Origin of the sequence: Sphingomonas sp. Leaf32, from assembly GCF_001421765.1 — a bacterium.
Taxonomy (GTDB): domain Bacteria; phylum Pseudomonadota; class Alphaproteobacteria; order Sphingomonadales; family Sphingomonadaceae; genus Sphingomonas.
The window spans coordinates 128339-151703 of record NZ_LMLA01000009.1 but is presented as its reverse complement, the minus strand read 5'-3'; the positions used below and the strand labels follow the sequence as shown (position 1 = coordinate 151703).

General features: G+C 68.4%; 16 protein-coding genes. 10 read left to right on the top strand and 6 right to left on the bottom strand.

What is annotated here, in order from left to right; all coding sequences use genetic code 11:
- Positions 1 to 195: 195 nt before the first annotated feature.
- Together ASE83_RS12915 and ASE83_RS12910 are read right to left on the bottom strand one after the other, a co-directional pair.
- A complete protein-coding gene (locus ASE83_RS12915) occupies positions 196 to 1794 on the bottom strand; it encodes an N-acyl-D-amino-acid deacylase family protein (RefSeq protein ID WP_055790686.1) in 1599 nt (532 codons plus the stop codon).
- Entirely contained in the window at positions 1791 to 4139 is a 2349-nt protein-coding gene (locus ASE83_RS12910) for a penicillin acylase family protein (RefSeq protein WP_055791200.1), read from the bottom strand. The genes ASE83_RS12915 and ASE83_RS12910 overlap by 4 nt, the downstream gene beginning before the upstream one ends.
- A 456-nt stretch (positions 4140 to 4595) precedes the next feature.
- Between ASE83_RS12910 and ASE83_RS12905 the strand changes: the two genes are divergently transcribed.
- The 4 genes from ASE83_RS12905 (at position 4596) to ASE83_RS12890 (ending at position 13297) form a co-directional block, all read left to right on the top strand.
- Positions 4596 to 7511 carry a TonB-dependent receptor plug domain-containing protein gene (locus ASE83_RS12905; protein ID WP_235513240.1) on the top strand — a complete coding sequence of 972 codons (2916 nt, stop codon included), beginning with the start codon at positions 4596 to 4598 and terminating at the stop codon, positions 7509 to 7511.
- 148 nt (positions 7512 to 7659) lie between these two features.
- Entirely contained in the window at positions 7660 to 9354 is a 1695-nt protein-coding gene (gene dld, locus ASE83_RS12900; RefSeq protein WP_055790680.1) for a D-lactate dehydrogenase, read from the top strand.
- A complete protein-coding gene (locus ASE83_RS12895; protein WP_055791197.1) occupies positions 9351 to 10226 on the top strand; it encodes a BadF/BadG/BcrA/BcrD ATPase family protein in 876 nt (291 codons plus the stop codon). Before dld ends, ASE83_RS12895 begins: the two co-directional genes overlap by 4 nt.
- 38 nt (positions 10227 to 10264) lie before the next feature.
- Positions 10265 to 13297 (top strand): ligand-binding sensor domain-containing diguanylate cyclase, encoded by a 3033-nt coding sequence (locus ASE83_RS12890; protein WP_055790676.1) that lies wholly within the window; start codon positions 10265 to 10267, stop codon positions 13295 to 13297.
- Between the two features lie 132 nt (positions 13298 to 13429).
- Here ASE83_RS12890 and ASE83_RS12885 read toward each other — a convergent pair whose 3' ends face one another.
- Together ASE83_RS12885 and ASE83_RS12880 are read right to left on the bottom strand one after the other, a co-directional pair.
- Entirely contained in the window at positions 13430 to 14968 is a 1539-nt protein-coding gene (locus ASE83_RS12885; protein WP_055790673.1) for a flavin-containing monooxygenase, read from the bottom strand.
- A 46-nt stretch (positions 14969 to 15014) separates the two neighbouring features.
- Positions 15015 to 15707, bottom strand: a complete 693-nt coding sequence (locus ASE83_RS12880; protein ID WP_055790671.1) for a DUF4197 domain-containing protein — start codon at positions 15705 to 15707, stop codon at positions 15015 to 15017.
- A 385-nt stretch (positions 15708 to 16092) separates the two neighbouring features.
- Here ASE83_RS12880 and ASE83_RS12875 point away from each other — a divergent pair, with 385 nt between their 5' ends.
- The 6 genes from ASE83_RS12875 (at position 16093) to ASE83_RS12850 (ending at position 21255) form a co-directional block, all read left to right on the top strand.
- On the top strand, positions 16093 to 17037 hold the full coding sequence (locus ASE83_RS12875; protein ID WP_055790668.1) for a DnaJ C-terminal domain-containing protein: 945 nt from the start codon (positions 16093 to 16095) through the stop codon (positions 17035 to 17037).
- Positions 17038 to 17068: 31 nt separating this feature from the next.
- The gene (locus tag ASE83_RS12870; protein WP_055790665.1) at positions 17069 to 18010 is read left to right on the top strand and encodes a YihY/virulence factor BrkB family protein; all 942 of its coding nucleotides are present in this window, start codon (positions 17069 to 17071) and stop codon (positions 18008 to 18010) included.
- Positions 18007 to 18810 (top strand): enoyl-ACP reductase FabI, encoded by an 804-nt coding sequence (fabI, locus tag ASE83_RS12865; RefSeq protein ID WP_055790662.1) that lies wholly within the window; start codon positions 18007 to 18009, stop codon positions 18808 to 18810. The genes ASE83_RS12870 and fabI overlap by 4 nt, the downstream gene beginning before the upstream one ends.
- A gap of 5 nt (positions 18811 to 18815) precedes the next feature.
- Positions 18816 to 19331, top strand: a complete 516-nt coding sequence (locus ASE83_RS12860) for a GNAT family N-acetyltransferase (protein WP_055790660.1) — start codon at positions 18816 to 18818, stop codon at positions 19329 to 19331.
- A complete protein-coding gene (aroC, locus tag ASE83_RS12855; RefSeq protein WP_055790657.1) occupies positions 19328 to 20395 on the top strand; it encodes a chorismate synthase in 1068 nt (355 codons plus the stop codon). Before ASE83_RS12860 ends, aroC begins: the two co-directional genes overlap by 4 nt.
- Before the next feature lie 557 nt (positions 20396 to 20952).
- On the top strand, positions 20953 to 21255 hold the full coding sequence (locus ASE83_RS12850; RefSeq protein ID WP_055790656.1) for a hypothetical protein: 303 nt from the start codon (positions 20953 to 20955) through the stop codon (positions 21253 to 21255).
- 302 nt (positions 21256 to 21557) lie between these two features.
- On the opposite strand, the gene ASE83_RS12845 is transcribed toward ASE83_RS12850, so the two are convergent.
- Together ASE83_RS12845 and ASE83_RS12840 are read right to left on the bottom strand one after the other, a co-directional pair.
- The gene (locus ASE83_RS12845; RefSeq protein ID WP_055791192.1) at positions 21558 to 22847 is read right to left on the bottom strand and encodes an adenylosuccinate synthase; all 1290 of its coding nucleotides are present in this window, start codon (positions 22845 to 22847) and stop codon (positions 21558 to 21560) included.
- Between the two features lie 37 nt (positions 22848 to 22884).
- Positions 22885 to 23334: a hemerythrin domain-containing protein gene (locus ASE83_RS12840; protein WP_055790653.1), complete on the bottom strand. Its 450-nt coding sequence runs from the start codon at positions 23332 to 23334 to the stop codon at positions 22885 to 22887.
- Between the last annotated feature and the right edge of the window lie 31 nt (positions 23335 to 23365).

Sequence of the window (23365 nt, the reverse complement as noted above, 5' to 3'; positions counted from 1 at the left end):
GCGCGCGCCTGGCCGCAGGAGGCCCCAGCCTGCGCTGGGGCGACAGCATCCCTATGCCCGGCCTGTTTGGTTGGCGGCACCCTCCCCAACCCATCGTCACCCCGGACTTGATCCGGGGTCCCGCTGTTTCATTGGCCGTTGGAGAAGGAGAAGCGGGACCCCGGGTCAAGCCCGGGGTGACGGCGTGGGTGGGGTTCAGGTGGCGGCCGGACACCGGGCCGGCGTCGGCCGCAGGAGCGCGCGGCCGGGGGCGGCGCCGGTGGTGGCGCCGTCCTTCAGCGCCAGTTTGCCGTTCACGAACAGCGCCTTCACCCCGACACTGGGTACGCGCGGGTTCACATAGGTAGCGCGGGGGGCGTAGTTCACGGGATCGAACACGACGACATCGGCATAATAGCCGGGCTTCAGATAGCCGCGATGGTCCATGCGGTACATGTCGGCGGTGGCACCGGTCGAGCGGTGGATGAAGTCGCGCATCGTGATGACCTTCCGCTCGCGGACATAGGTCTGGTACTTGCGCGGGAAGGTCGCGTACTGGCGCGGGTGGCCGTTCGATCCGTCGGAGCTGGTCACGACCCAGGGCTGCTGCATGATGAGGTCGGCGTCGGCGTCGATCATGTTGAAGCTGGCGACCGATACGCCCGCCGGTTCCTTGCCGCTGGCATCGGCGACGCGCAGGATCTTGATCGCGGCGTCGATGGGGTCGATCCCCCATTGATCCGCCATCTGACCCAGCGTCTTGCCGGTCCACGGCATCCCGGCGCTGGTCAGCAGCAGCGATCCCTTGCCGCCGCGCCGGCGCAGATTCTCGGCCATTTCAACCTTGATCTTGGCGAGTGTCGCCGGATCGTCGAACCGCTGGATCAGGCGGGGATAGCCGCCGTCATTCGCCCAGCGGGGCACGAGCGAGGCATCGACGCTGGAGCCGGATGCCAGCCACGGATATTGGTCGGCGGTTACATTCTGTCCCGCCTTGCGCGCGGCGTCGATCACCGCGATCAGTTCGGGGGCCTTGCCCTGCACATCGACGCCCAGCGCCTTCAGGTGGGCGATGTGCACCGGCATCTTCGCCTGTCGCCCGATTGCGATCACCTCTTTCGTCGAGTTGATAAGGCCGATGCTGTAGTTGGATTCGTCGCGCTGATGCGTGTCGTACATGCCGCCGCGGATCGCCGCCTCGCGGGCGATGGCGACCACTTCGTCGGTCTTGGCGAAACTCTGCGGGGCGTAGAACAGGCCGGTCGAAAAGCCATAGGCGCCTTCGCACATCGCCTTGGCCACCAGCGCCTTTTCCCGGGCGAGTTCGGCCGGGGTGGGGGCGCGGTCGTCCTGGCCCAGCACGCGGCCGCGCACCGCGCCGAAGCCGACGAAGGGCGCGACATTGGTGCCGATGCCGCCGGCCATCAGCTTGCGCGCATCTTCGGCGACATCGGGCGTGCCGTATCCGTCGACGCCGATGACGATGGTCGACACGCCCTGCGCCAGCCAGGGCAGGTTGAGCCGCGCCGTGGGATCGTCGGAGCGGATATAGCTGTCGGGGTGGGTGTGCGCGTCGATGAAGCCGGGGGCGACGATCTGTCCGCGTGCGTCGATTACCTGCGCGGCATTGGTCCGGCGGGTGGGACCGACATAGACGATGCGGTCGCCGGCGATCTCGACATCGCCCGTGATGGGTTCGGCATTCGCGCCGCTATAGACGGTGCCGCCCCGGATTACGATGTCGACCTTCGGTGCTGCCGCGACGGCCGGGCCGGCGAGGGCGGCGAGCAGGGCGATCAGGGGCAGGCGCTTCATCGACGATTCCTTCGGACTGGGGGTGTCAGCGTAGCACGGCGGGCGGCCTTGCCATCCACCGCCGTTCGGCTGAACAGCAGCGGCAGGGTCTGTCCGGCGATCCACGGTGCGTATTGGTCGCGATAATGGGGACTGCGCGGGTCGTTCGACTGGCCGGGCAGGTTCAGGAACACCGAATTGTCCCACGCGCCGACATCGATCACCTGCAGATAGCTGGCCCCGCCACCGACCCGCCAGCCGGGACCGTCGCCCAGCCAGCGTGCCATGACGGTGTAGGAATCGCCGCCCGATCCGCTGCCCTCGATCGGCGGAAAGGCGGCGGCGATGGCGGGAATGCGCGACAGCGGATGGGCGATGCGGACCTGATGCAGACTGCCCCAGCGCCACTTTGTCGGGTCGGGGCCGAGCAGCGATTGCGCGCTGGTCCATGCCGAGGCAAGGGCGTCGCGCAGCATCGCGTCGCGGGTGGTGACGGGCAGGCGGGCGTCGGGCCGGGCGAGCAGGCCGAGCAGGACCGACGGGTCGATCTCGGTCACCAGCGCCTTGGCCTGTGCGGGCACGATCGCGGTCAGCATCCGCTTGCCCAGATCGCGCCAGAGGATTTCGAACAAGGCGGCTGGGCCGCTATCGGCGGTCAGGCGGCCGTCCCAGCGACGCAGCATGTCACCGGCGGGTGAGGGGGTGGCGGGCAGCAGTGCGACGAGCTGGCGGGCGGGGGTGGATACCGTGTCGAACTGCAACGCCACGCTGTCGGCGATGCTGTGCTTGGGCTGGGAGGCCAGCACGTCGGCGATGCGTTCGTAGCGATAGGGCGCGCGGAACGAGAAGGCGGGAATGCGGTCGCGCGGCCAGTCGGCGGGCAGGTTGTTCTGGTTGGCCGACGCGAACCAGCCTTTCTTCGGGTTGTAGTCGCTGGGCAGCGACGCGAAGTCGCGCATCCCCGTCCAGTCGTAGCGCCCGTCGCCCGGCACCGGTAGCAGCCCGTCGCCCGCTTTCCGCACCGGTGCGAAGCCGATCACCTGCCACCCGGTATTGCCCTGCGTATCGGCATAGTGGAAATTGGTGGGGGAGGGGTGGAGGCGGAACGCCTTGCGCAGCGAGGCCCAGTCGCGGGCGAGGTTGATCGCGACCATGGCAAAGGCGCCGCCGCCGCCCGGCTGCATCGCGATCGAGGCCAACACGCTGGCGCGGCGCTTCGCCGGATCGTGCGATACGACCGGACCCTGCACCGAATAGCGCAGGGTCGCGACATAGGGGGCGGTGTCCTTTACCGGGATGGCGATGTCGATCTTCGTAAAACGCTTCCAGCCGCCATTGTGGCGGTAGCGTTCGGGATCGGCGGGATCGAGTTCGAGGATGAACAGGTCCTGCTGGTCGATATGGAAGTTGGTGCGGCCAAAGGCGAAGCGGTCGGTATGGCCCTGCATGATGCCCGGCAGGCCCGGCGCACCGCCGCCAATGACGTCGAGGCCGGGGGCGGTCAGGTGGGCGACGTGGCGCGGGCCGAAGCCGCCGATGCCCAGATGCGGATCGTTGGCGAGGATCGGGCGGCCGGTCGCGGTACGGCTGCCGGCGACGGTCCATGCGTTGCTGCCGGCATTGGCGCGCTCCATCGGTCCTTCGGCGGGATCGCGGGTGGGGGTGTCGGGACCGAAGGGCAGGCCGCCCTGGCGCAACACGCCGAGGTCGGCGGGAGAGACGGCGGCGGTGTCGAGGCCGTCGGGCACGCGCATCTGCCAGTTCGGCCGCAACGGTGCGACGATCGCGTCGAGGTCGAGCAGGCCGATCGCGGCGAGCTGCGCCCGGCGGATTTCGTCGTCGGCATTGCCAATCGCGCCGCCGCGGGCGAGGACGAAATCCTCGACGGCCCATTTGATCGGCTGGACGCCGAGGATCGCATATTCGGGCGGCAGCAGGGTGGGGTCGGCCAGCACCTCGTCGATGCGCGCGTTGATGCCGGCGATATAGGCGCGGGTGCACGCCAGCACGTCAGCGGGCACCCGGCGCAGTTCGGCGCTCAGGTCGCCGCGATAGTGGAACAGGCGCGCGGCGGCGTCGTGCTTCGCGAAGTCCGCGCCAAATGCTTCGGCCAGCCGGCCAAGTTCCCGCCGGTGGCCGAGGTCGACCTGGAACAGCCGGTCGCGCGCGACGACATAGCCCTGTCCGTAGAAGGCGTCGGGGATGGTCGCGGCGCGGATATGCGGCACGCCGTAGACGTCGTCGATGATCTCGATCGGGGCGGTGAGGGTTTCGCCGCTCGGGGCGAATGCGCGAGCGTCCGCCGCGAACGGCGCGAGTGCCAGCGCGGCGACCGACCCGGAGAGAAAGGCGCGGCGGTGGATCATCGGCGGCATCCCTTGCTGGTCATGCGATGCGGCGCTCGACATCGCAGAAAAGATACACGTTCGTCCTGAGTAGCTGTTGAGCGTAGTCGAAACAGCGTATCGAAGGACCGCTTACCAAGTGCTTCGATACGAGGCTTCGACAGGCTCAGCCTCTACTCAGCACGAACGGGTGGGGCTGAAGTTGCCGCACTCTACGGACAGCCTGCCCGCAAAAGGTATGACAACCGCGCCCCGGCCCATAGGGCGCGTTTATGGCCGGCGCCCATAATCTGCGGCTATGGCTTGGCGAAGCGATAATAGCCGCGCGTCGCTTGACGCATGTCCCCCTCGCCGCGCAGCTTTCGGGTTCGACACGAACGGCGACGGCGCGACAGCGGCGACGACCAGTTCGGCGATGCCGCAGGAACCGACACGGTCACAAATGCAGCCCGACCAACGGGCGAAGGGGAGCAATCCATGACGACATCCATGCCCTTCCGGCGGTATCTCCCGGCACTGGCCCGCGCGACCAGCCTGGCCGCCTTGTGCATCGCCACGCCGGTCTTCGCGCAGGATGCGCCTGTGCCGACCGAACAGGCCGCCGATCCCGCGACGCAGGCCGACGGCGAAATCCTCGTCACCGGATCGCGCGTGGTGCGCGACGGGTTCCAGTCGCCGACGCCGCTGACCGTGCTGACCCAGCAGGAGATCCAGAACAGCTCGCCGACCAACAACCTCGCCGATTTCGTCAACCAGATTCCGGCGGTGGCGGGCAGCCTTCGCCCGGCCAATTCGCGCCTGGCGATCAGTTCGGGGCTCGCCGGGATCAACGCGCTGAACCTGCGCGCGCTGGGCGAAATCCGCACGCTGGTGCTGCTCGACGGGCGGCGCTCGGTCGGGTCGAGCGTCACCGGGCTGGTAGACATCAACACCTTTCCCCAGGCGCTGGTGAAGAGCGTCGAGATCGTGACCGGCGGTGCGTCGGCGGCATACGGGTCGGACGCGGTGGCGGGCGTCGTCAACTTCGCGCTCGACAAGACCTATGAAGGGCTGAAGGTTTCCGCCGACAGCGGCATCACCGAATATGGCGACGGCTTCAACTATTCGTTCAGCGTGGCGGGCGGCACCAGCTTTGCCGGCGGACGCGGGCATGTGCTGCTGAGCGGCGAGGTCGCGCATCGCGACGGCATCTTCCAGGTCGATCGCGACTGGAATGCGCGCGGGCGGGTGGTCGTCACCAACCCCGCCTACACCAATAGCAACGGCGTGCCGCAGTTCCTGACGCTCGACCGGATCGGGGTCGCCAATGCTACGCCGGGCGGGATCATTCTCAATTCGGCGGGCGGCGTCGCCAACCGGTTGCGGGGCATCTATTTCGGTGCCGGCGGGTCGGTGAACCAGTTCAACTATGGCAGCTTCAATTCGCCCAATCTGGGCGGCAGCACCGCGCCGACCCGGACGCAGGGCGGCGACTGGCAGCTGAACGATCAGGGGCGCAACATCGGTCTCGACGCCGATGACGACCGGCATGGCGTGTTCGGGCGGGTCAGCTATGAACTGGCCGACTGGATCACGGTGTTCGGGGAAGCGTCGTACAACTGGCAGAAGACGCTGTTCAACGCCGGACCCCAGCTGTCGACGACCACGACGCTGCGCAGCGACAATGCGTATCTCATCAATACGCTGGGCGCGGCGCGGCTGGCGGGCATCACGTCGGTTACGCTCGGCACCACCGCCGTCGACCTGCCGTACCGCAAGAACAACAGTTCGCGCGACGTGCAGCGCTATGCGATCGGCGCGGAGGGCGATTTTCAGCTGTTCGGCAACAAGGCGGTGTGGAGCGCCTATGGCCAATATGGCGAGACCAACGCCCGCGAGCAGTTGCGCGACATCATGAACGTCACGCGCATGGCCAACGCCACCGACGCGGTGTTCGCGCCGGCGGGCAATGCGCTGGGCGTAGCGGCGGGGACGATCGTGTGCCGGTCGACCCTGACCGCGCCGACCAATGGCTGCGTGCCGATGAACCGGCTGGGGATCGGCGTCACCAGCCAGGGGGCGATCGACTATGCGCTGGGCGATCCGTATCGCGACCAGAAGCTGAAGCAGACGGTGGCGGGCATCAACCTGTCGGTCGTGCCGTTCGCCACCTGGGCCGGCGACGTCAGCGTCGCGGTGGGCGGCGAATATCGCAAGGAAGAGGTGTCGGGCGCCGTCCCGACCGAGTTCCAGACCGGATGGTCGGTCGGCAACTTCCTGCCCACCTTCGGCAGCTACAACGTGAAGGAAGCCTATCTCGAAACCGTGGTCCCGCTGGGGTCGGGGGTCGAGTTCAACGGCGCCGTGCGCGCGACCGATTATTCGACCTCGGGCTATGTCACCACGTGGAAGGTCGGGACGACTTGGGCCCCGATCGAGGACATCCGCTTCCGCGTCACCCGGTCGCGCGACATCCGCGCGCCCAACCTCAACGAGCTGTTCCAGGCGGGCACGTCGCGCACCAACACGCTGACCGATCCGTTCACCGGGCGGACCGGCGTGACCTTCCGCGAAACGACGACCGGCAACCTGAACCTGAAGCCCGAGATCGCCGATTCGACCAGTGTCGGCGTGGTGTTGCAGCCGCGCTTCATTCCCGGCTTTTCCTTCTCGGCCGACGGGTTCCTCATCAAGCTGCAGGATGCGATCGGGCAGTTCTTCGCACAGGACATCATCAACCGCTGCTTCGAGGGGCGGACGGAGTTCTGCGCGGCGTACGGGGCCGATCCGCTGGGTGACCGCGAATTCTTCTTCCGCGCCAGCCCGTTCAACTTCGCGCGGCAGACGGTGCGCGGGCTGGACTTCGATGCGACGTACCGGGTGCCGTTGGCCGATGTGGTCGACAGCGCGCCGGGCAATGTGACGCTGAAGGCGCTGGCGACGCGCTATATCGACAATATCACCGATACCGGCGTGCCGAACGTCGTGCCGGTCGATATCGTCGGGCAGCTGGGCGGCGCGAGCCTGCCGAGCTGGATCTATCGCTTCAACGCGACCTACGACACCGACAGCTTCGCCATCACCGGCACCGCGCGCGGGGTCGCCGGGGGCACCTATTCGAACAACTATATCGTGTGTTCGACCAACTGCCCGGTCGGGCGTCCGGCGGGGATCGTGTCGCAATTCCCGACGATCGACAGCAACAGGATCGACGGCGCCACCTATTTCGACCTGAACCTGACCGGCAAGGTCGACATGGGTACCGGTGCGAAGGCGGAGCTGTTCCTGAACGTCACCAACCTGTTCAACCGCGAACCGATCCTGTTGCCCGAAACCGGGCTGGCGGCGAACAGCACCTATTCGGACCTGCTGGGCCGGTCGTTCCGCATCGGCATCCGGATGCAGACGCGGTGAGCGGATAGCCGATTCGTCCTTGATGATGTCGTACCCCCGCGCAGGCGGGGGTCCAGGGTCCCGAACGCCAAGGGTGCGTTGCTTGGCTCTGGACCCCCGCCTGCGCGGAGGTACGGTGGGGCGGGTAGGGGCCGGAGTGGCAGGCGTAATGACGGATAACTCGGCAACCGGACAACTTATCGCCCAACTCCGCGCGGCGGTCGGGCGGCGGCAGGTGCTGACCGATCCGCGCCGGACCGCGCGGTTCCGGCGCGGATACCGCACGGGCGAGGGCGCGGCGCTGGCGGTGGTGCGGCCGGCGTCGCTGGTCGAATTGTGGCGGGTGGTGCAGGCATGCGTCGCGGCCGACGTTTCCATTCTGATGCAGGCGTCGAACACCGGGCTGACCGGCGGGTCGACACCGCATGGCGACGACTATCCCGGCGGGCTGGTCGTCATCAGTACGACGCGGCTCGACCGGCTGCATGTGCTGGGCGGGGGCGAGCAGGTCGTGTGCCTGCCCGGCACGACGCTCTACCGGCTGGAAGCGGCACTCAGGCCGCTGGGGCGCGAGCCGCATTCGGTGATCGGGTCGTCGTGCCTGGGCGCGTCGGTGGTCGGCGGGGTCTGCAACAATTCGGGGGGATCGCTGATCCGGCGGGGTCCGGCCTATACCGAACTGGCGCTGTTCGGCAGCGTGGGGGCGGACGGCACGCTGCGGCTGGTCAACCATCTGGGCATCGAATTGGGCGATGATCCGGAGGCAATCCTCGGCAGGCTGGACCGGGGCAATTTCACCGCCGCCGATGTCGATCCCGCGCAGGACCGGCCGGCGCACGACCATCGCTACGTTACCCATGTCCGCGACATCGACAGCGACGTGCCCGCGCGGTTCAACGCCGATCCGCGCTGCCTGTTCGAGGCGGCGGGGAGTGCCGGCAAGCTGATCGTGTTCGCGGTACGGCTCGATACCTTCGCGCGCGACGACGCGACGGTCACCTTCTATATCGGGACCAACGACCCGGACCGGTTGACCGCATTGCGGCGGACGATGCTCAGCGATTTCGCCGAACTGCCGATCGCGGGCGAGTATATGCATCGCGGCGCGTTCGACATCGCCGATCGTTATGGCCGCGATACGTTCCGCGCGATCGAGCGGCTGGGGACCGACCGGTTGCCGCGCCTGTTCGCGGCGAAGGCATGGGTCGACGGCATTGCCGAACGGTTCGTGCGCAACCTGAGCGACCGGGTGCTGCAACGGGCCGGGGCGTTGCTGGGCGATCACCTGCCGGCGCGGATGCGCGATTTCCGCCAGCGGTTCGAACATCACCTTTTGCTCAAGATGCCGCGTGGCGACGCAGAGGCGACCGCCGCGTTGCTCGATACGCTGCTGCCGGGCGGCTGGTTCGAATGTTCGGCGGACGAGGCGGGCAAGGCGTTCCTGCACCGCTTCGTCGCGGCAGGGGCGGCGGTCCGCTACCGCGCGGTCCATGCCGACACGGTGGAGGACATCGTCGCGCTCGACGTGGCACTGCCGCGCAACACGCGTGATTGGGCAGAGGTGCTGCCGGACGATCTGGCGGATCAGGTCGTCGACACGCTCTATTACGGGCATTTCTTCTGCCACGTGTTCCACCGCGACTATATCGTGCGGAAAGGCGTCGACCCGTTGGCGTTCGAACACGTGCTGTGGAAGCGGCTGGATGCGGTCGGCGCGCAATATCCGGCCGAGCATAATGTCGGGCACCTCTATCCGGCAAAGCCCGAACTGGCCGGCTTCTATCGCCAGCTCGACCCGCGCAACCAGCTGAACCCCGGCATCGGCCAGACGCCCAAGGCCCGGGCGTGGGGGGCGGAGGCGTGACCTTCTATCTGGGCATCGATGCTGGCGGCAGCCATTGCCGGGCGAGGCTGGTCGATGCGTCCGGCCGGGACATCGGCACGGGGCAGGCCGGCGCGGCCAATGCGGGGATCGGCGTGGAGGCGCTGCGGGCCGTGCTGTCCGACGTGATCGGGCAGGCGGTGGCGATGCTGTCACCGGCGGAGCGGGCGCAGGTGCGTGTCGGCATGGGCATCGCCGGCATCCGCCGCCCCGGCATCCGCGCCGCGCTGGCGCAGAGCGACTTCGGTGTCGGATCGGTGACGCTGGCGAGCGATGCGCAGATCGCGCATCTGGGCGCGCATGGCGGCGGCGATGGCGCGATCCTGATCCTCGGCACCGGCAGCGCCGCGTTGCTGCGGATCGAAGGGCAGGAGGTGGCGCTGGGCGGCTATGGCTTTCCGGTGTCCGATGAGGGGAGCGGCGCGGCGCTGGGGCTGAGCGCGGTGCGCCATGCGCTGCGCGCGCTCGACGGGCGGACGCAGTGGACGCCGCTGGCCGACGCGATCTCGGCGCGGTTCGACCATGACACGATCCGGGCGGTCGCGTGGATGGCGCAGGCGACACCACGCGACTACGGCGCGCTGGCGCCGATCGTCATGGACCATGCCGATGCGAACGACCCGATCGCGCGGTCGATCGTCGAGGATGCCGCCGGCCATGTCGAGCGGTTCGTCGAGACGATCGTGGCGCGCGGCGTGGTGCGCTGCACGCTGGTCGGCGGATTGGCCCCCCGATTGCGGCCGTGGCTGCGGGTGCGGACCGTGGCGCATCTGTGCCCGCCGCTGGGCGATCCGCTGGACGGGGCATTGCGGCTGGCCGGGCTTACTTTCGCGCCCGACCGTGCCGTCCGTTAAATCGGTGTAAACCATCTTTGGGCAGGGTGGCGCGTGAAATGATCCTGCGTCGTCTTGTCCTCCTGATCCTGTCGCTGGCGGCAATGCTTCCGGCCATGGCCGCGGCGGCGTCGACCCCGGATGCGTGGTCGGCATGGCGCACGCCGCTGTTCCAGACGCTGGACGGCAGTGTCGGGCTGCCGCACGCCACCACCACCGCGATCGTGCAGAGCAGCGACGGGTTGATGTGGATCGGCACGCGCGGCGGACTGGCCCGGTATGACGGACAGCGGTTGAAGGTGTTTCGTCAGGCCGGCGGCGCGTCGGGCGGATTGCCGGACAATTATATCCGCTCGCTCCTGCCCCTGTCCCATGGCGGCGTGCTGGTCGGGACCAATGTCGGCGGGCTGGTGCGGTTCGACGCCACGTCCAGCAGCTTCGTCTCGATCCCCGGCGTCAGGGGCGTGGGGGCGGGTACGCGCATCATGTCGATCGCGTCGGATGGACAGGGCGGGGCTTTCGTCGCGTCGGACCGGGGCGTGTTCCGCTACGACGCGCGGCGCGACCGGATCGAGCCCGTCGCGGGGCAGGGCAATGCGCTGGCCGGTGGCGCCTTTGCCGTGCACCATGACCGGGACGGGACGCTCTATGCCGGTGGCGACACCGGATTGTTCGTCCGCCACCCGGGCACCCGGCAGTTCGCGCGCGTCGCGACGCCGGCGATCGGCGACGTGTGGGCGATCGCCCGCGACACGGCGGGGCGGTTGTGGGTCGGGACCGGTTCGCACGGCATCTTCGTCCAGCTGCGCACCGGTCGCTTCGTCCAGCCGGCGGCGCTGTCGGGCGCGGCGCCCCAGATCGGGCACCGGACGATCCGTGCCTTCGCGATCGGGAGCCGGGGCGAGGTGTGGGTCGGGACCGACGGATTCGGCATGTTGCGTATCGCGACGCAGGGCGTGTTCTCCGTCCGGTCGGTGCGCAACAGTCCCGCCGATCGCGGTTCACTGTCGGGCGATACCGTTCGCGCGCTGACGATCGACCGCAACGGACGGCTATGGGCCGCGACGGAGGTCGGGGCGTCGCATACCGACCCGTCGCTGAAGGCGATCTTCACCATCGGCAACGCCATGCCCGACCCGCGGCATTCGCTGGCCGATCGCAACGTGCGCGGTATCCTGGTCGACCGGCGCGACCGGATCTGGGTCGGCATGAGCAACGGGCTGATCGACCGTATCGACCGGGCGGAGGGCGTGGTGCGCCACCTGCGGCTGGACGGCACCCATGCGGGGCAGGACATCAAGGCCTTTGCCGAGCGCGCCGACGGCACGATCCTGGCGGGCGGACGCGGGATCGTGATGATCGACCCGGACACGCTGCGCATGGCGTCGCTGCCCATGGCCGAGCTGGGCGACCTGCCGGTCATCTCCCTGCTGCACCTCGACCATCGGCTGCTGATCGGCACCTACAAGGGGCTGTTCGTGCGCGACGACCGGACGCGGCGGGTGCAGCGCTACCTGCATGTGCCGGGCGACGATGCATCGCTGGCCAATAACGAGGTCATCAACATCGTCGCGGCATCGGGCGGCGGGGCATGGATCGCGACGCCGCGCGGGATCAACCGGTTCGATCCGGCCGCTGGGCGCTTCGTCACCTATCGCAACGACCCGCGCGATCCGGCCAGCCTGCCGCAGAATTATACCGGGTCGATCGTCCCTGCCGGCAATTCGCTGTGGGTCGGGACCTATGGCGGGGTCGCGCATGGCACCCGAACGGCGCAGCGCTGGCGGTTCCATGCCATCACCGAGGCGCGAGGCCTAGCCAATGATAATGTCGCGGCGGTGCAGATCGATCGTGCCGGCCGCCTGTGGTCGACCGGGGCCAGTGGCATCTCGCTGATCGATCCCGAGCGGGAAACGGTCGTGGCGGTCGGTCGCCGCGACGGGCTGACCTCCGATTCGTTCAGCCAGCGGGTCAGCGCGATCACGCGCGCGGGCGACCTGCTGTTCGGGGGCACCGGCGGGTTGCTGGTGCTGCGGCCGGACCAGATGCTCGCCGCGCATCCGGTCGCCATCCCGGCGCTGGCGCCCAGCGAGGTGGAGGAGAGCGGCCGGATCATCCCGTATGATTCGCGCACCGGGTACCGGACGATCCGATCCGATGGCCATGGCATTCGCATCGCCTTTTCGCTCAGCGACTATGCCGCGCCCGAAGAGATTCGCTATCGCTATCGCCTGCGCGGGTTCGACGAGAATTGGGTCGCGATCCCGCCGGCCAGCCCGGCGACTGCGATCTATACCAACCTGCCCGGTGGTCGATACGTCCTCGAACTGCAGGCGCAGATTCCGGGCGTCCATCCGCGCGTCGTCACCAGCGAACGCGACCTGATCGTCGCGCAGGCGTGGCATGAACGATGGTTCGTCCGGGTGGCGCTGATCCTGATCGCCGTTCTGGCGATCATCGGCATCGTCCAGTTGCGGACGGTGGTGCTGCGCCGCCGGACCCGCGCGCTGGAAACCCTGATCGAACAGCGGACGCACGAACTGCGCGCGGCCAATGCCCGGCTGGAACTGCTGGCCAGTACCGATCCGCTGACCGGCCTTGCCAACCGGCGCACGATGATCGCGATGCTCGATGCCGCGCGGGAGACGGCGTTGCGCAGCGGCAGCACTTATGTCGTCGCGATGCTCGACATCGACCGGTTCAAGCGGATCAACGACGCGCACGGCCATCAGGTGGGCGACAGGGTGATCGAGGCGGTCGCGGGGCGGATCGCCGGGTCGGTGCGCGCAGTCGATGTCGTGGCGCGTTATGGCGGCGAAGAGATCGCTATCCTGTTTGCGGACGTGTCGCCGGCGGAAGCCATGGCGACCGCCGAACGGGTCCGGGCCGCCGTCGCCGACCGTCCGATCGTGGCGAACGGCGTCGAGGTCGCGGTGACCGTCAGCGGCGGGATCGCCGTGGCGACGGGGGACACGTCCCCGGCCGAACTGCTGCACCGGGCCGATGTGGCGCTGTACCGGGCCAAGCGCGACGGGCGCGACCGCGTGGTCCTCGACGAACTGGCCGAGGCCACGGGATCAGTCGCGGATTAGAGCGGTTTCCGATCAGATTGGATCACCGGCACGGAGGCGATTTCGGCTTGGGGCGAGGCGAGAGGAGGCCGCGATGCAACGGCATCGTGGCCGACGAGCAACGCTGCCCCGAGCCGAAAGCGGCCCGCCGCGTCAGCGGTCGCCCGCAGGGCGATGACGGTGGTTCAATCTGGTCGGAAACCGCTCTAGGCCCTTGCCCGCCCGCGCGAACCGCAACACCCCGTCGGCGAGCGTGCCGAAGCGCAGGGTGGCGTAGTCGAGGAAATAATTCTGGCGCAACCGCCATGGTGCGCGCGAACCCTGCGCCGGGGCGACGGACGCCGCCCGCACGACATAGCCCGAGCTGAAATCGAGCAGCGGGCGACGCTCCACCTCCGGTCCGGGCGGGGCGGGCAGGCAGATGTCATGGCCGTGCCGCCGCATATGGTTCAGCATCCGGCACATCCGCCGCGATACCAGGTCGATCTTCAGCGTCCACGACGCATTGGTATAGCCCAGCGCCAGCACCAGATTGGGCACGCCCGACGCCATCATCCCGCGATAGATCAGGTGATCGGCGGGGACGAAGGGCCTGCCGTCGATCCGCAGCCGGATGCCGCCCAGCAGATGCAGCTTCAGCCCCGTCGCGGTGACGATGATGTCCGCATCGACACGCGCGCCCGATCCCAGTTCGATGCCGCCGGGCGTGAAGCGGCGGATGGTGTCGGTTGCGATCGTCGCCGTTCCGTCGCGCAGCGCGGCGAACAGATCGGCGTCGGGGACCAGGCACAGTCGCTGGTCCCACGGGTCGTAGCGCGGGGTGAAGTGGCGGTTGACATCCGTCATGCCGGGCAGCTCCGCCCGCACGCCGCGCAGGATCAACGCCTGCATCCGGCGCGGAAACCGGCGGGCGAACTGAAAGGCGACCAGGCCCAGCGCCGCGCTTTTCCACCGGGCAATGCGTCCGGCCAGTCGTTCGGGCAGGAGGCGATAGAGCAGCCGGGCGACGCGATCCTGCGAAGGCTGCGACACGATATGGCTGGGCGAGCGCTGCACCATCGTCACCTGCGCGCCCTGCGCGGCAAGGGCGGGGACCAGCGTCACGGCGGTGGCGCCGCTACCGATCACCGCCACGCGTTTGCCCGCGACGTTCAGGTCCTGCGGCCAGTGCTGCGGGTGGACGATCGGCCCGGCGAAATCCGCCTGTCCCGCGAAATCGGGGGCATGGCCGCGGGCATAGTCGTAATAGCCGCAGCCCATGAACAGGAAGCGGCAGGTGATGGTCGATACGTCGCCATCGACGTCGCAGGTCAGCGTCCAGCGCGCCGTTTCGGACGACCAGTCGGCGGACAGGATGCGGTGGCGGAAGCGGATGCGGCGGTCGATGCCGAAGGCCCGCGCCGTATCCGCGATATAGTCGCGAATGTCGCCGCCATCGGCGATCACCTTGTCCCCCCGCCAAGGGCGGAACGGAAAGCCCAACGTGTGCATGTCCGAATCCGACCGGACGCCGGGATAGCGGAACAGGTCCCACGTCCCGCCGATCGCGTCGCGCGCCTCGAAGATCGCGTAGCGCCGGTCGGGGCAGCGATGTTGCAGATGCCATGCGGCGTCGATGCCGGACAGCCCGGCACCGATGATGGCGACGTCGAGTTCGGTGTCCTGCGGATCGGCGGGGGATGGGGTCGGCATGGCGGGCTTATCCCCGCGCCCGGCTCCCTTGCCAAGCCCGCCTGCGTCAGCGCGTGCCGAGCAGCAGCGCGGTCAGCACCGGATCGCCGGTGCGGCGCGGATCGGCGCGGATCGCCGCTTCCTCCCGCCCGATCGCGCGGAAGATGGCGTTCCCCGCCTGATCGGCGGCGCTGCGGGCGATGGCGGTATAGTCGATGCCGGTCTGCGCGGTGACGATCGCCGACAGGATTTCGGTCGCGTCCGAGCGCAGCCCGCTGGAAAATTCGGGGAGCATCGCCTCGATCACCGCACCGCGCGCGGACCGGGCCAACAGGTCGGTGGCGGCAGTCGGCCCGCCGCGCAGGACGGCAACCGCATCGGCCAGCGTCAGCCCGCGGATCGAATCAAGCACGACCGGGGTCGCGCGGTCGGCGGCATCGACCGCGATGTCGTTCAGCGCCATCGCGATCCGCCCGCGCACCGCATTGGTCCGCAGCACCGCCGCCAGCACGTTGTTCTGCCCGCCGGTGTCGGGCAGCGTCAGCCGGGTCAGCTGGTCGTCATAGAAGCCGCCCGGACGGATCAGCCGTTCGAACGCCCGCTGGCTCGACAGGGTGAGCAGGCGGCGGACGCCTTCCTCGACGCTATAGCTGCCGAGCGGGGTGGCGCAGCCGCCAAGGACGGCAACGGGAAGGATCAGGGCGGCGGCACCGAGAATGCGGCGACGCGACAGCGGTTGCGACAGCGGGGCGTGGATCATGACGGGCTTCTCCGGAGGTGCGATTGCGCTGCCAACGCAGGCGATGGCCTCCGGTGCCCTGTCCGCCGTGAACCGACGTTGAACCGGACGGCCTTCCTTGGCCGACTGCGCAGCGGCGGGCGGGTTTTGGTGCCGTGCGGCGTCGAGGTTCCTCGCAGCCCATTCTGGTCATTCCCACGCAGGCGGGAATCCATCGCCGCTGACGTTTCCGCTGAATTCGCAACGTCGGCACATATGGACTCCCGCCTGCGCGGGAGTGACGATGGGGAGTAGCAGGGCGGCAACGCGCGCCTGACGAACTGAATGTCATCCGGTCCTGGCCTGGCACCAGAATAGGCTCCGTCCCGACCTTGTTCTGACTGGGCTTGGACCCTACTACCGAACCATGGCTGATCCCTATGCAACTCTGGGCGTCGCGCGTGGTGCGACCGAAGCGGACATCAAGAAGGCGTATCGCAAGCTCGCCAAGGAGCTGCACCCCGACCGGAACAAGGACAACAAGGCCGCGTCCGACCGGTTCGGCAAGGTCACGCAGGCCTATGACCTGCTGACCGACAAGGACAAGCGTGCGCGGTTCGACCGGGGCGAGATCGATGGCGACGGCAATCCGGCGTCGCCCTTCGGCTTCGGGGCCGGGGGCGGCACCGGTGGCTTTCGTCCGGGGCCGGGCGGACGCGGCGGGTTCGACATGGGACCCGAGGGGCAGGGCGGCGACTTTTCGGATATTTTCGAAGGGCTGTTTGGCGGTCGCGGCGGCGGCGGTGCCGGCGGCGGATTCGCCAGCGGTTTCGGTCGGCGGCCGCAGCCCAAGGGCGGCAACGTCGCCTATCGGCTGAAGGTGCCGTTCGAGGATGCGGCGACGCTCAGCCCGCAGCGCATCACGCTGGCCGATGGCAAGACCATCGACCTGAAGCTGCCGGCCGGTGTCGACACGGGTACGCAGATGCGCCTGACGGGCAAGGGCGATGCCGGTCCCGGTGGTGCGGGCGACGCGATCGTGACGGTCGAGGTGCAGCCGCACCGTTTCTATACCCGCGACGGTGACGATGTGCGGATCGACCTGCCGATCAACCTGGCCGAAGCGGTGCTGGGCGGAAAAGTGCGCGTGCCGACCGTCGAGGGCGCGGTGATGCTGAGCGTGCCCAAGGGGGCGACCTCGGGCAAGACGCTGCGGCTCAAGGGACGGGGATTCCATCGGAAAGACGGCACGCGCGGAGATCAGCTCGTCACGCTGATGGTCGATGTTCCCGCCGACGACGCCGACCTCACGGCGTTCGTGGAGGGTTGGCGCGGCGCGGACACGGACCCGAGGGCGAAGCTGGGCGTTTGATCCGCCTGCCAAACCAGCCGAAACGAACCGCATGACCGAGCCGTCCCCGACCAGTCCCGAGGCCCGGCACCGTGAAGGCCGCCCGGCGCTGGCCCGCCTGCGCCCGTCCGCGCGGGCGATCGAGGTGATGAAGCGCGTCGCGATCGGCACGTTCAACGACGGCTTCACCCATGCCGGCAACCTTGCCTATCTCTCGCTGCTGACGCTGTTTCCCTTCTTCATCGTCGCGGCGGCGATCGCGCGCGCGGTGGGGCGCAGCGGCGACAGCATCCACGCGGTCACCGCCTTTCTGGAAACCGTGCCGCGCGACGTGGCGGTGGTGCTGGAGCAACCGATCCTCGACGTGTTGCAGGCACGGTCGGGGTCGCTGCTGTGGCTGGGCGCGCTGGTCGGGCTGTGGACGACCACCGGCTTCATCGAAACGGTGCGGTCGATCCTGCGGCAGGCCTATGGCATTCCGTTCTCGCGGCCGTTCTGGGAATATCGGCTGGGATCGATCGGGCTGATCGTCGGGTCGGTGGTGATGCTAATGATTGCGTTCAGCCTTCAGGTCGTGCTGGTCGGCGTGGAGCAGCTGATCTATCGTGCGCTGCCGTTCCTGCAGCCCTATGCCGCCTATCTGTCGATCGCGAAGCTGTTTCCGGCGCTGGCGCTGTTCGTCGCGCTCTACACGTTGTTCTATTCGCTCAGTCCGAAGAAATATCGCGCGTCGAACTGCCCGAAATGGCCGGGCGCGGTGGCGACGACGACGGTGTGGATCGGCACCACGCAGCTCCTGCCGCTGGCGATCGATGCGCTGGGCGGATATGACCGCACCTATGGTAGCCTGGCCGGGGTGATGATCGCGCTGTTCTTCTTCTATATCGTGGGGTTGGGCGTGGTGATCGGCGGCGAATTGAACGCGGCGCTGGCGGAAACGCCCGACCCTGCGCTAGAGGGTGCCGTACCAGACGAAAAAGGGAAAGTCGCGTGAACGGTTTGATGCAGGGCAAGCGGGGGGTCATCATGGGCCTCGCCAACGATCGGTCGCTGGCCTGGGGCATCGCCAAGCAGCTTGCCGCGCAGGGGGCCGAACTGGCCTTCACTTATCAGGGTGAGGCGCTGGAGCGCCGCGTGCGGCCGCTGGCCACCGAACTGGGCGCCGACTTCCTGATCGAATGCGACGTGTCCGACATGGGCGCGCTCGACACCGCGTTCGATACGATCGCCGCGCGCTGGCCGACGATCGATTTCGTGGTCCATGCCATCGGCTTTTCGGACAAGAACGAGCTGCGCGGGCATTATTACGACACCAGCCTCGACAATTTCCTGATGACGATGAACATCAGCGTCTATTCCTTCACCGCCGTCGCCAGGCGCGCCCGCGCGCTGATGCCCAATGGCGGATCGCTGCTGACGCTGACCTATTACGGGTCGGAAAAGGTCGTGCCGCATTACAACGTCATGGGTGTCGCCAAGGCGGCGCTCGACATGTCGGTCAAGTACCTCGCGATGGACATGGGGCCGGAGAATATCCGGGTGAACGCGATTTCGGCCGGTCCGATCAAGACGTTGGCTGCCAGCGGTATCGGCGATTTCCGCTACATCCTGAAGTGGAACGAACTGAACTCGCCGCTGCGCCGCAACGTCACGATCGACGATGTCGGCGGGGCGGGGCTGTATCTGCTGAGCGACCTGTCGAGCGGCGTGACCGGCGAGATCCACCATGTCGACGCCGGCTACAACGTCATCGGCATGAAGGCCGAGGACGCGCCTGACATCGCGCTGGCCTGACGCCCATGAGCGTCATCCGGGCGGCGACCGGCGCGGACGCGCCGGCGGTCGATGCGTTGCTGCGCGCCTGTTTCCCGCGTGAAGAAGAGGCGCGGCTGGTCCAGCAATTGGCGATCGACGGCGATCTGGTGCTGGTGCTGGTCGCCGAGGATGCGGGCGTGGTGGTCGGGATGATTGCCGCCAGCCGGATGCAGGTCACCGCCGATACGCGCGAGATCGCGGCGGTCGCCGTTGCCCCGCTGGCGGTGGCGAAGGGAGCGCGGGGGCAGGGCGTCGGCGAGGCGCTGGTCGCCGCCGCCATCGCGCATCTGCGTAGTGCCGGCGTGGAGCTGGGCTTCGTGCTGGGCGATCCGGCTTATTATGGCCGCTTCGGGTTCGAGGCGGCCACGGCGCGCGGGTTCGACAGTCCCTATGCCGGTGAGTATCTGCTGGGCATCCGCCTGAACGACGGACCGTGCGTCCACACACCCGGCGCGGCGAGCCATGCCCGCGCCTTTGCGGCATTGGGGGAGGACGCATGAGCCACAACAGCTTCGGGCATCTGTTTCGCTTCACGACCTGGGGCGAGAGCCATGGGCCGGCGCTGGGCGCGGTGGTCGACGGGTGTCCGCCGGGACTGACGCTCAGCGCGGCGGACATCCAGCCGTTCCTCGACGCGCGGCGGCCGGGCACCAGTCGCTTCACGACGCAGCGGCGCGAGCCGGATGCGGTGCGCATCCTGTCGGGCGTGTTCGACGGGCGCACGACCGGCACGCCGATCAGCCTGATGATCGAGAATGTCGACCAGCGGTCGAAGGATTATTCGGACGTCGCGAAGGCCTATCGTCCCGGCCATGCCGATTATGCCTATGACGCGAAATACGGCTTTCGCGACTATCGTGGCGGCGGACGGTCGTCGGCGCGCGAGACGGCGGCGCGGGTGGCGGCCGGCGCGGTGGCGCGGCTGGTGATCCCGGAGGTGACGATCACCGCCTGGGTCGAATCGATCGGCGGCGATGCGATCGATCCGGCGGCGTTCGACGCGGCGGAGATCGGCCGCAACCCGTTCTTCTGCCCCGATGCGGCGGCGGCGGCGCGGTGGGAAGCGCTGGTCGACGGCGCGCGCAAGGCAGGGTCGTCGCTGGGGGCGGTCGTCGCGTGTCGGGCGGAGGGCGTGCCGGCCGGCTGGGGCGCGCCGCTCTATGCCAAGCTCGACGCTGAACTGGCGAGCGCCGCCATGTCGATCAACGCGGTGAAGGGCGTCGAGATCGGCGACGGCTTCGCGGCGGCGGCGCTATCGGGTGAAGCGAATGCCGATCCGATGCGACCGGGGGCGGGCGGTGTCGAGTTCCTGGCGAACCATGCCGGCGGGATTGCTGGGGGTATCTCGACCGGGCAGCCGGTGACGTTGCGGGTAGCATTCAAGCCGACGAGTTCGATCCTGACCCCGGTCGAGACGATCGGGCCGGACGGGCAGGCGACGACGATCGCTACCAAGGGCCGGCACGACCCCTGTGTCGGCATTCGCGGCGTGCCGGTGGTCGAGGCGATGGTCGCGCTGGTGCTGGCCGACCAGAAGCTGCGGCATCGCGGACAGGTGGGATAGGCTCGACTGGCCATGGCATCCGGCGAATAGAACAGGAAGCGGGACCCCGGATCGAGTCCGGGGTGACGTGCTGAGGGTTCCAGGGCCGATCGACGTTCAGCCGATCCGAGGGTGATCGCTGAGCGACGCACAATCCCTTCGTCACCCCGGACGTGTTCCGGGGTCCACTTCGCTGCTTGCGCTGTCCTGAGAAACGCTGGCTGCACCGATCGCTGCACCGTGGACCCCGAAACAAGTCCGGGGTGACGATCGGCCGCTGCATGTCGATCCGTACTAATGAGCCACTGCCGGTGTCGTCCCAAGCTACCGGTCCAACCGGAAGCCGCAAGCGTCATCCCAATGCAGGCCGAGAGCGTCCACTTGGATACACAGCGTTCCACAACGGGATGCCGCACCCCCGCAAGGCAACGATCGGGCCAAGGGCGGGGCGACCGGTCGTCGTCGTGCCACGGCCCGACCCCGTTCCGACCCTCCCGCGCGATGAGCCGATCGGAACCGGCGGACCCTTCTACCGGGCCAAGGCATTGAACCCATTGCTTGATGCAAGGAGAATTTCGATGCGCAAGACCATTGTCACGAGCCTGCTGATCCTGTGCGGTTCGACCGCGGCCGTCGCGCAGGTGGCACCGACCCAGACCCAGCCGACCCAGCCGACGACGACGCAGGGCACGCCGGACCCGATGCGGCCGACCCAGCCCGCACCGCAGACGACCGGCCCCACCAATCCGGTAGACGCGCCGACCGATCCCAACCGGCCGGGCGAAACGAAGACCGACGACACCACGACGGACGATACGACGCCGCCCGCCACGACGGGCAGCACGCCGACTACTCCGCCGACCACCGGCACGCCGCGATAAGCGGTTAACTGCAAAGGCCCGCCCGGAGCGATCCGGGCGGGCCTTTTCGTTTCATAGAGTCGGACGACTTCCACCCACTCCGTTCGTCCTGAGTAGCCATTGAGCTTGTCGAAATGGCGTATCGAAGGACCGCCTCCAGCCAAGTGCTTCGATAATGATTGGGTGAACCATGCCCCGCATGGTTCAGGATCGTCCGGGGGACGATCCGACCCAATCATCCTCGACAAGCTCAGCCCCTACTCAGCACGAACGGATGGAGGAGATGCGCCTCTGCTCGACGCGAACAGGGCGGGAGCGTTCCCTCAATCCGCGAAGGGATCGCGCACGAGGATCGTGTCGTCGCGCTCGGGGCTGGTCGATACCAGCGTCACCGGGCACTGGATCAGCTCTTCGATCCGGCGGATATATTTGATCGCCTGTGCGGGCAGTTCGGCCCAGCTACGCGCGCCGGCGGTCGACTCCGACCAGCCGGGCATGGTTTCGTAGATCGGCTCCACGCCCGCCTGATCGGCGGCATGGGCGGGGAAATAGTCGAGCACCTGATCGCCGAGGCGATAGCCGGTGCAGATCGCCACTTCCTCGAACCCGTCGAGTACGTCGATCTTGGTCAGGGCGATGCCGGTGATGCCGCCGACCGCCGCCGCCTGTCGCACCAGCACGCTGTCGAACCAGCCGCAGCGGCGCTTGCGACCGGTGACGGTGCCGAACTCATGCCCGCGCACGCCCAGCCGCTCGCCGGTTTCATTCTCCAGCTCGGTCGGGAAGGGGCCGGAGCCGACGCGGGTGGTGTACGCCTTGGCGATGCCCAGCACGAAGCCGACCGCACCCGGACCCATGCCCGAACCGCCCGCCGCCGTGCCGGCGATGGTGTTGGACGAGGTGACGAACGGATAGGTGCCGTGGTCGATGTCGAGCAGCACGCCCTGCGCGCCTTCGAACAGGATGCGCTTGCCGGTCGCCTTGGCCTGCGCCAGCACACGCCACACCGGCTGGGCATAGGGCAGGACGAAATCGGCGATCTCGCGCAGTTCGGCGACGAGGGCCGCGCGGTCGATCGCCGGTTCGTTGAAGCCGGCGCGCAGCGCGTCGTGATGCGCGGTCAGCCGGTCGAGCTGCGGTTCCAGCTGGTCGAGATGGGCGAGGTCGCAGACGCGGATCGCGCGGCGGCCAACCTTATCCTCGTACGCCGGACCGATGCCGCGCCGGGTGGTGCCGATCTTGCCGGCGCCGCTGGCGTCCTCGCGCAGGCCGTCGAGGTCGCGGTGGAAGGGGAGGATCAGCGCGCAGGTCTCGGCGATCATCAGGGTGTCGGGCGTGACCGAGACGCCCTGGTCGCGCAGCCGTTCGACCTCCGCCTTCAGCGCCCAAGGGTCGAGCACCACGCCGTTGCCGACCACCGACGGCGTGCCGCGCACGATGCCCGAGGGGAGCAGCGACAGCTTGTAGGTCGTGCCGCCGACGACCAGCGTGTGGCCGGCATTGTGACCGCCCTGGAACCGGACGACCATGTCGGCGCGTTCCGCCAGCCAGTCGACGATCTTGCCCTTGCCCTCGTCACCCCATTGGGCGCCGATCACCGCTACGTTCGCCACGTCCATACCCTCATGCAATGCGCGTTTCCGCGATCCACTAGGGCCGTACGACGTCCGCGTCCACCTCGCCGGCGGTCCGGTCACCCGGAATGTGACGATAGAGTTGCGTTTCCTCGCGACGGATGCGGTCGGCCAGCGCCGCCGCCAGCGCCCTGGACGCCGCTTCGAAGGCATCGGGCCGCGCCTCGATCCGCCCTGCGTCCCAATCCTGCATATAGGCTTTGAAGCCGTCGGACAGGCCGCCCATCTCCGCCTCGAACCGGCGCGATAGCGCGGCGACGGCGGGATCGCCGCTACGCTGGAGCATCGGGTGGAGCAGTCGATCCTCCTTTGCCAGATGGGCGAGCAGCAGGCGGCTCATCCGCCAGCGTAGCTGCGCGATGTCGGCGATGGGCGGGGGGCGCCGGGCGGCGTGGTGCAACAGGTCGCCGATCACCGCGCCCAGTTCGACATGCTCCGCGACCAGTGTCTTGCGTTCGAGCTGCATGGGATGTTCCCTTCGGCGTCGGACCCTGCGA

Excerpts from the sequence above, each read along its gene's own strand:
- ASE83_RS12915 (WP_055790686.1), bottom strand. The coding sequence starts at position 1,794 with ATGAAGCGCCTGCCCCTGATCGCCCTGCTCGCCGCCCTCGCCGGCCCG.
- ASE83_RS12910 (WP_055791200.1), bottom strand. The coding sequence starts at position 4,139 with ATGATCCACCGCCGCGCCTTTCTCTCCGGGTCGGTCGCCGCGCTGGCA.
- ASE83_RS12905 (WP_235513240.1), top strand. The coding sequence starts at position 4,596 with ATGACGACATCCATGCCCTTCCGGCGGTATCTCCCGGCACTGGCCCGC.
- dld (WP_055790680.1), top strand. The coding sequence starts at position 7,660 with ATGACGGATAACTCGGCAACCGGACAACTTATCGCCCAACTCCGCGCG.
- ASE83_RS12890 (WP_055790676.1), top strand. The coding sequence starts at position 10,265 with ATGATCCTGCGTCGTCTTGTCCTCCTGATCCTGTCGCTGGCGGCAATG.
- ASE83_RS12885 (WP_055790673.1), bottom strand. The coding sequence starts at position 14,968 with ATGCCGACCCCATCCCCCGCCGATCCGCAGGACACCGAACTCGACGTC.
- ASE83_RS12880 (WP_055790671.1), bottom strand. The coding sequence starts at position 15,707 with ATGATCCACGCCCCGCTGTCGCAACCGCTGTCGCGTCGCCGCATTCTC.
- ASE83_RS12875 (WP_055790668.1), top strand. The coding sequence starts at position 16,093 with ATGGCTGATCCCTATGCAACTCTGGGCGTCGCGCGTGGTGCGACCGAA.
- ASE83_RS12870 (WP_055790665.1), top strand. The coding sequence starts at position 17,069 with ATGACCGAGCCGTCCCCGACCAGTCCCGAGGCCCGGCACCGTGAAGGC.
- ASE83_RS12860 (WP_055790660.1), top strand. The coding sequence starts at position 18,816 with ATGAGCGTCATCCGGGCGGCGACCGGCGCGGACGCGCCGGCGGTCGAT.
- aroC (WP_055790657.1), top strand. The coding sequence starts at position 19,328 with ATGAGCCACAACAGCTTCGGGCATCTGTTTCGCTTCACGACCTGGGGC.
- ASE83_RS12850 (WP_055790656.1), top strand. The coding sequence starts at position 20,953 with ATGCGCAAGACCATTGTCACGAGCCTGCTGATCCTGTGCGGTTCGACC.
- ASE83_RS12840 (WP_055790653.1), bottom strand. The coding sequence starts at position 23,334 with ATGCAGCTCGAACGCAAGACACTGGTCGCGGAGCATGTCGAACTGGGC.